Below are 6,579 nucleotides of genomic sequence, written 5' to 3' on the forward strand. Positions count from 1 at the left end.
GGGGCTGGCGTGATCCGGCCTGATGTGCGCTCGCGAGCGTTTTGCTTTTGAGCGCACCTACGGTCGCGTGGCGTTGGTCTGCTCCATCTCTGCTGAAATTGCAGGCCGGTTCCGCTTTTAATCAGCGCCGCCTGCGCACCCCGGTCCCGGCCGCTTTGGCCACGCGCTCCAACGCCGCATCCACCTCATCGGAACTCATGATCCGGGTGAATTCGAAGTGCATGCCATCCAGACGGCCCCTATAAAAACCGCCCCAATAAGCGCCGAACTCCTGAGCCACCGGAACCAGCCGATAGACACAGCCGATCTCGTCCGGTGTCGCCGGGAAGGCATTCAACTTGTTCGCGCTGTAATTGATATCGAACGCGGTCGCCCAGCAATGGTTGCTCAGCTCATGCGTGCTGCCGCGCTTGTAGCGCCGGCTGAAAGTGCCTTCGAAGGATTTCACATCTGGCAGCAGGCCGGCTTTTTCCCAGGCGCTCCATAAGGCCGTCAGCTGATATGTCAGCGCCTTGTGAAACGGCACCTTGGGCTGTCCGCCCGCAATGCCGTTCAGCTGCGGTAGGGCCACCGACCGCACATGCTCCGCCTCCCATCCGTTGGTAATGATCAGGCGCTCGGGATTATCCGGTTCGCCCGCCGGCTTGGCCTCGATGCGCCCGAATACCTGGTGCATCTGTTCCTGGCTGAGCGGGCTTTTGGTTTGCGCGGCGATGTCGGGATAGGAATAGCCCCAAAGCTTGGCGGCCAGGCGAGCATCGAAATCGTCCGTGATGTCGAAAGCCAGGCCACAACCCAAGGTCATGTTTCCCAGTATCCCGTCGACGGTAAGGATTCTTGCGTTTGCCTTCTTATTGAACGCGGTTTGGAAACTGCGGGTTCCCTTTTCGCTTTCCCCATCGAACTGCTTTTCCCCATGCGCGAAGTTGTGGTCCTTCAGGAACTGATTCCAGCGCTCGACCAGCAGTCCTGAATCACCCGGGTTGAATCTAGGCATGATTGTCTCCAGTGTTTTTGGTGCGTCGTCTATGCGCAGGGGCGGAGTGTCATTGCGTTGCAGGGGCGTTCAACAACCAACCGAAGACTGGATCAGCTTGCGTCAAGGGCGCCGCAGTATCGCCTGAAGACGGGGCAGCTGCCGGCGTAGAAGGGGCGACCGGAGCCCCCGTCTTTACACACGACTCGATATCCAGGAGGACCAGCTTTACCTCCTTGGCGAGTAGTTCAGCCGCCTGATAATTTTGAATGGCGACGCCTGCGACCTTCTTGCCTGAACCCTGTAGCGGTGTGCTCTGCATCTTGTAGTAACTGTTGTACGCCGCCAGTACCGCCGCAGCATCGATGGGGGCCGGCGTCAGCGTATTGAGATTCTGGCGCAGCTGCGATTGAATCTCCATCGACGCAAAATTCATGGACCGTACCAGCATGGGCAGCTTGTTGAGCGCGTCGACCAACGACGGTGGGGCGCTGTTCTGCAAGACGTACGTCACCGTGACCACACAGCCCGCCTTCTTCGCCGCCGCATCGAAAAAGCCGCGCTGAGCCTCCAAGTGATACCGCGCGCCTAATTGACTTGCACCCGCGGCAATGCCGGCGCCAGCGGCCGTGGTGGCCACATTTCCAATCAAGCCGCCCGTGACGCCGATGACCACGCCAGCTAGCGTCCAATCGCTTTGTTCATATAGTCCAAGTTGCGCCTGATCCGCGCGGGCTTGGTATTTCTTCCGTTCTTCTATAAGGCGTCTGCCGCCGTCGGCGACGGTGGCGAAGGGCTCACGGGCCTCAGGAGTGAATATCGGATAGGCGCCTGGGGGGCGGGCGGCGCAGGCGGTCAATAGAACCAGTACCAGCGCTGATGGCATTCCTCGGCGCACGAACGCCATTCCGTGCAATCGCGGAGCAAGAGGGGTATTGCGCGTCCGGCGCCTGAGCATATAAAGGGGTGTCGATAACTGGACCGAGCGTTTCTGACGAATGCTGGTAGCCAGCGTAGCAACGAGGCGTCGACGCGCCTAGCCATCCAAAAGCATGATGCCCAAGGCCCAGTGAACCCATCCAGGCGCGTTGCAGAGACGGGTTTCAACGCCGGTCAAGTGGTGTCAGTTTGACGCTGCTGTTACCGCGGAAATGTGGAAACTCTCGACCGGGTTCAGAAGAAAGGCGTGAACCCTCCTTTGCGCAGGGCGTCATTCATGATCTGCGCGACCTCGGCCCGGCGTCCCTCGCTCAGTCTCGATGCGATGGCGCCCACGCTGATCGCCGCGTAGTGCGTGGGCGTGGCCTCGAATGGCACGCCCACCGCATAGGCGCCTTTGGTGATCAGATCGATGCCAGTGGCGTAGCCGTTCTTGAGGGTGCGCTGGACCATCTGTCGGAGTCGGCCTTCCGTGAATCCCTTGCTGGTGTAGTCCGCCGCGTGCCGGCGGTACAGGTCGCGAAGTTCGGCGGTGCTCAGCGTCGCGAGCAGGGCCTGGCCGGCCGTGCCTTCGCCAAGCAGCCGGAAACTGCCGACCAGCGAGGTGATGACGCGCACCGGGAAGGCGCCTTGCTCCAGATGCAGGCAGTGCGCGAAGTCGCCATTGCGCACGACCAGAAACACCGTGTCTTCGGTGGCCCGTGCCACCGCTTGCATCAACGGACGGCAACGCTCGACGATGGGCGGGCGGCTCATCGCGGTCAGCCCGAGCTGCATGGCGTTGATGCCCAGCCGGTAAATGCCGCTGTCTTCGTGATGCTGGCCGTAGCCCGCCTGGACCAGGCTGCCCAGCAGCCGGAACGCCGTGGAGCGATTCAAACCGGCGGCTGCGGCCAGCGCCGGCAGCCGCACCCCTTCCTCGTGGTGGCGCGCCAACAGCTTGAGTAGGGCCATGGCGCGCGATACGGCCTGGACGGTCTGGCTGTTGCGGGAAACAGTGTTCATATTACGCACAAACTCCGTATGGGTGTTTGTATGTTGGCGCAGGCTTTCTGTTAAATCAACCACGCATCATGCATGCAGCCCTACGGAAAGAAAAGGACCGCCGCGACGGTTCTGGTTCCGGGAGACTAGGGCGCCATGGGCTCCGGCAATAGCTGCCGGATTTGCCGAACCGATCGCCAAGGAGAGATCGATGAAGTTGTTGGCCTTGTTGTTGTCCGCAATGTGCGGTCTGGCGGGCGCTGCCCCCGCTGCGGCGGCCTTTCCGGAAAAACCCATCACCCTGATCGTGCCGTTCCCGCCTGGGGGCTCGACCGACGTGCACCTGCGCAGCCTGGCGAACTTGGCTTCCAAGGAACTGAACCAGCCGGTGATCATCGAGAACCGGCCCGGCGCATCGGGCTCGGTCGCGTTGACCTCGATACGCAGCGCGGCTCCTGACGGCTATCGCCTGACTGTGTTGGTGCCCACCAGCCTGCGCCTGCCGGTGTTGCAGCCCATGGGCTACGACCCGTTGAAAGACTTCACCTATATCAGCATGCTGTCGCGCTACACCTACGTGATCGCGGTGCCGGCGAAGAGTCCGTTCAAGTCCTGGGCCGACGTGCTGGCCTACGCGCGCGCCAATCCTGGCAAGTTGAATTACGGCAACGCGGGTACGTACTCGAGCACGCACCTGACCATGGAAGCCATCGCCGTCAAGGAGGGCATCCGTTGGAACGCGATTCCGTACAAGGGCGACGGCGACCAGGTCCAGGACCTGACCGGGTCGCAGCTGGACCTGGCCACGCCCAGCGTGGGCGGCATCGGCCCGATGGTCGACGCCGGCAAGGTGCGCCTGCTGGCCGTGATGAGCGGCAAGCGGGCTCAACGCTATCCCGACGTTCCGACGCTGCCCGAGGCCGGCACGGATGTAGTGGCCGACGTGCCTTACGGCATCGTGGGGCCGGCCGGCATGGATCCCAAGGTGGTGGCGGTGCTGTCGCAGGCGCTGCGCAAGGCGTCCATGCAGGAAGACAACCTGAAGCTGCTGGTGCAATTGGGCCAGGAGGACGCCTACAGCACGCCCGAGGCATTCGATAGCTGGGCGCGGACGACTTACGTGAAGGAACGCGCGCAGATCGAAAAGATGGCGCAAACCAAGGGAGACAAGCAGTGAGTGCAAACAGAACCGCCGTGGTGACCGGCGCGGCTCGCGGAATCGGCGCGGCCACCGTGAGTCTGCTGGCCGAGGCTGGCATGAATGTCCTGGCCTGCGATATCGATGCCGGCGAACTCGAGGCCTTGCTGGCGCGGCTGGGCTCGGACCGCGTCGCGATGTTGCCGCTGGACGTGGGCGCGCCGGACGCGCCCGCCCGGGTCCAGGAAGCGTTGAACGCGCGCTGGAGCGCCGCTTCGGTGCTGGTCAACAACGCCGGCATTGCGCCGAAGTACAACGGCGTCGCGCTGAACATCCTGGACATGACGCCGGAGGAATGGGAGCGGATCCTGCACATCAACCTGACGTCGGCGATGCGGCTGTGCCAGGCCTTGCTGCCCGCCATGAAGGAGAGCGGCTGGGGGCGCGTGGTCAATGTGTCCTCATCTGGCGGCCGCACCCGCGCGTTGGGGCCGGTGGGACCGGCCTACATGGCGTCCAAGGCGGGCATGCTGGGGTTGACGCGGCACATCGCCGCCGAGTTGGGCCCCTATGGCATTACGGCCAATGTGGTCGCGCCGGGGCGGATCGCCACGACGCTGGGCGCGACCACCGGTCAGGCGGTTGCCGAAGATTATGCGCGCCGGGTCCCGGTGGGACGCATCGGCGCGCCCGCGGAAGTGGCCGCCGCGATCGCCTTCCTGGCCTCGGAAGGCGCCAGCTTCGTCAACGGCGCCGTCATTGATGTCAATGGCGGCATGTTCATGCTCTAGGTAGCCCCATCATCATGCTCTATACACCGGAACACCACGCACTCATGGATTCGATGCGCCGCTTCATCGAGGCGGAGATCGAGCCACACACCGAAGAATGGGAAAACGCAGGGATCTTTCCCGCGCATGAACTGTTTCGCAAACTGGGCCAGGCCGGCTTCCTGGGAGTGGGGCGGCCGGAGGAATTCGGCGGCTCCGGGCTGGACTACTCGTATGGCATCGCGGCGGCGGAAGCCTGGGGCAGAGTCTCGTCGCAGGGCGTGAGCATGGGCATCATCGTGCAGACCGACATGGCCACGCCGGCGCTCGCCCGCCACGGCAGCGATGCCCTGCGGCGCGAATTCCTGGCGCCGGCGATCTCGGGCGAGGCCGTCGTTTGCCTGGGCGTGTCGGAGACGGGCGCGGGCTCGGATGTGGCTTCGCTCAAGACCCGCGCCCGCAAGGACGGCGGGGACTACGTGATCGATGGCTCCAAGATGTGGATTACCAACGCGACCCAGGCCGACTGGATGTGTCTGCTGGCCAACACGTCGGATGGAGCCCCCCATCGCAACAAGTCGCTCATCATCGTGCCTCTGCGCGAGAATGGCCGGCTGCGTCCCGGCATCGAGATGCACAAGATACGCAAGATGGGCAATTGCGCATCGGACACGGCCCAGGTGTTCTTCGATGGCGTGCGCGTGCCGCAGCATCATTGCATAGGCGAGGAGGGACAGGGCTTCGTCTACCAGATGGAGCAGTTCCAGGAGGAGCGCCTGGCCGCGGCCGCGCGCCGCCTCGGGTCCGAACATCTGATCGCCGGCGTGGCCGACTACCTGCGCCAGCGCATCGCCTTCGGCAAGCCCTTGCTGGACAACCAGTACATCCAGTTCAAGCTGGCCGAGCTCAAGACCGAGATCGAGGCGCTGCGCGGCCTGATCCACATGGCGGCGGAACGCTACATCTTGGGCGAGGACGTGGTGGCGCTGGCTTCGATGGCCAAACTGAAGGCCGGCCGTCTTGCGCGCGAGGTGGCCGACTGGTGCGTGCAGTTCTATGGCGGCATGGGCTACACCTGGGACAACCCGGCAGCGCGCGCATTCCGTGATTCGCGGCTGGGTTCCATTGGCGGGGGGGCGGACGAAATCATGCTGTCCATCATCGCCAAGAAAATGGGGCTGACCAGCCCGCGCGCGGCCCGCGCCTGAGGGGCGCGGGAAAGAACGCGGCGCCAGTCAGGCGCCGCGCCCGAAGACGGGCGCGCGTTTTTCCGCGAAGGCTGCCAGCCCTTCGCTGAAATCCGCGCTCGCGGCGCAACGGGCAAACGCTTCGGCCTCGGCCTGCAACTGCTGCGGCAGGGCAAATTCCGAGGATTGGCGCAGCAAACGTTTCATCTCTGCCCAGGAAGCGCGCGGTCCTTGCGCCAACCTTTGCGCCACCGCCAGCACCGTGGTTTCAAGATCGGCGGCTTCCACCACCTGATTGGCCAGGCCCCAGCGCAGCGCGGCCTGCGCATCGAACTCCGGTTCCAGCATCAGCATGTGCAGCGCCCGGCGCCAGCCCAGCAGGCGCGGCAAGGTCCAGGAGACCGCGCAATCGCAGCTGGCGCCCAGGCGGGCGTAGGCGAGATTGAAGCGCGTGTTCGATGAAGCGATGACCACGTCGCAGGCCAAGGCCAGGCCGACCGCGCCGCCCGCCGCCACGCCCTGCACCGCCGCGATTACGGGAATGGGCGCTTGCGCCAGCGCGGCGATCAGGGCGTGCAGCGGCTC

General features: G+C 64.2%; 7 protein-coding genes. 3 read left to right on the forward strand and 4 right to left on the reverse strand.

Translation table 11 applies throughout. From position 1 onward, the window contains the following. Positions 1-121 precede the first annotated feature (121 nt). The 3 genes from VIR09_RS10615 to VIR09_RS10625 all read right to left on the reverse strand — a co-directional run bounded on the left by VIR09_RS10615 (position 122) and on the right by VIR09_RS10625 (position 2,920). Positions 122-997 (reverse strand): M15 family metallopeptidase, encoded by an 876-nt coding sequence (locus VIR09_RS10615; protein WP_332012835.1) that lies wholly within the window; start codon positions 995-997, stop codon positions 122-124. Between the two features lie 49 nt (positions 998-1,046). Further along, positions 1,047-1,883 (reverse strand): hypothetical protein, encoded by an 837-nt coding sequence (locus tag VIR09_RS10620; protein WP_332012836.1) that lies wholly within the window; start codon positions 1,881-1,883, stop codon positions 1,047-1,049. 266 nt (positions 1,884-2,149) lie between these two features. Then, positions 2,150-2,920 carry an IclR family transcriptional regulator gene (locus VIR09_RS10625; RefSeq protein WP_332012837.1) on the reverse strand — a complete coding sequence of 257 codons (771 nt, stop codon included), beginning with the start codon at positions 2,918-2,920 and terminating at the stop codon, positions 2,150-2,152. Between the two features lie 190 nt (positions 2,921-3,110). On the opposite strand from VIR09_RS10625, the gene VIR09_RS10630 reads away from it, so the two are divergent. From VIR09_RS10630 to VIR09_RS10640, 3 genes are read left to right on the forward strand one after another with little or no spacing between them, the layout of a single operon-like run. Further along, on the forward strand, positions 3,111-4,076 hold the full coding sequence (locus VIR09_RS10630) for a tripartite tricarboxylate transporter substrate binding protein (RefSeq protein WP_332012838.1): 966 nt from the start codon (positions 3,111-3,113) through the stop codon (positions 4,074-4,076). Next, the gene (locus VIR09_RS10635; RefSeq protein WP_332012839.1) at positions 4,073-4,828 is read left to right on the forward strand and encodes an SDR family NAD(P)-dependent oxidoreductase; all 756 of its coding nucleotides are present in this window, start codon (positions 4,073-4,075) and stop codon (positions 4,826-4,828) included. Before VIR09_RS10630 ends, VIR09_RS10635 begins: the two co-directional genes overlap by 4 nt. Before the next feature lie 14 nt (positions 4,829-4,842). Beyond that, positions 4,843-6,015 (forward strand): acyl-CoA dehydrogenase family protein, encoded by a 1,173-nt coding sequence (locus tag VIR09_RS10640; RefSeq protein WP_332012840.1) that lies wholly within the window; start codon positions 4,843-4,845, stop codon positions 6,013-6,015. A 27-nt stretch (positions 6,016-6,042) separates the two neighbouring features. Here the strand turns inward: VIR09_RS10640 and VIR09_RS10645 are convergent. Beyond that, the coding region (locus tag VIR09_RS10645; protein WP_332012841.1) for an enoyl-CoA hydratase/isomerase family protein at positions 6,043-6,579 on the reverse strand (537 nt) is incomplete at its 5' end.

This window comes from Achromobacter sp., from assembly GCF_036567245.1.
GTDB lineage: Bacteria > Pseudomonadota > Gammaproteobacteria > Burkholderiales > Burkholderiaceae_B > Achromobacter.